1 protein-coding gene is annotated in these 1,208 nt (G+C 65.1%); it reads left to right on the forward strand.

Annotation, left to right across the window (positions count from 1 at the left end; genetic code table 11):
- Window positions 1-240: 240 nt before the first annotated feature.
- A partial coding sequence (locus EN969_RS31865; protein WP_164758703.1) for an Mrp/NBP35 family ATP-binding protein occupies window positions 241-1,208 on the forward strand: 968 nt, incomplete at its 3' end.

A 1,208-nucleotide genomic window follows, 5' to 3' on the forward strand; every position in this document is an offset into this window, starting at 1 on the left:
GTGCTGGTCGTTGAAATAGGTCGCTGCGATCGTTTGGCGACTGTCGGCTGGATTGATTGCTGGCCGCATCGGCGCTCGCTTATCTGGAGGACGTTTGGCGCGGATGAAATCCGGCAGGACCCGCCGGTTTTTCAGGCACGCCAAGACAGCCATTGCTCCACGGCTTGGTTCTGTCCGGAAACTGCATTATCTCAGGTGCAAGCTGCATCTCAGGCGCAAGCTGCGTAAGGAAAAACTGCCATGTCCGTCACCAAGGAAATCGTCACCGAGCGTCTGAAGACGGTCAACGGGCCGGATTTCACCGGCAACATCGTCGACCTCGGCATGGTTTCGGAAATTTTCATCGCCGACGGGAAGGTCTTCTTCTCGATTACCGTTCCCGCCGCCCGCGCCCAGGAAATGGAGCCGCTGCGCGCCGCTGCCGAGCGTGTCGTCAAGGCGATCCCCGGTGTCGCCGGCGCCGTCGTCGCGCTGACGGCGGAGAAGAGGGGCGGCGGCATGGAGGCGCCGGTTCCATCGCGCCCCGCACCCAGGCCCGTTCCGCCGGCTGCGCCCGCTGCCGCCGCGCCGCGTGCGGCTCCGCACGCGCCGGCCTCGCACAGCTCGGGCAAGCGTGGCGTGCCCGGTATCGAAGCGATCATTGCCGTTGCTTCCGGCAAAGGCGGCGTCGGCAAGTCGACCACCGCCGTCAACATCGCGCTCGGCCTCGCCGCCAACGGCCTGCGCGTCGGCGTGCTCGATGCCGACATCTACGGCCCGTCCATGCCAAGGCTGCTCAACATCCACGGCCGGCCGCAGACCGTCGACGGCAAGATCCTGAAACCGATGGAGAATTACGGCCTGAAGGTGATGTCGATGGGTTTCCTCGTCGACGAGGAAACGCCGATGATCTGGCGTGGCCCGATGGTGATGTCGGCACTGACGCAGATGCTGCGTGAAGTCGAATGGGGTCGGCTCGACGTGCTCGTCGTCGACATGCCGCCCGGCACCGGCGACGCGCAACTGACCATGGCCCAACAGGTGCCGCTGGCTGGCGCCGTCATCGTCTCGACGCCGCAGGACCTGGCCCTGATCGACGCGCGAAAAGGCCTCAACATGTTCAAGAAGGTCGACGTGCCGCTGCTCGGCATCGTCGAGAACATGAGCTATTTCATCGCCCCGGACACCGGCAAGCGCTACGACATCTTCGGTCATGGCGGGGCGCGGCG

Origin of the sequence: Mesorhizobium sp. M7A.F.Ca.CA.003.01.2.1, assembly GCF_003998945.1 — a bacterium.
GTDB lineage: Bacteria > Pseudomonadota > Alphaproteobacteria > Rhizobiales > Rhizobiaceae > Mesorhizobium > Mesorhizobium ciceri.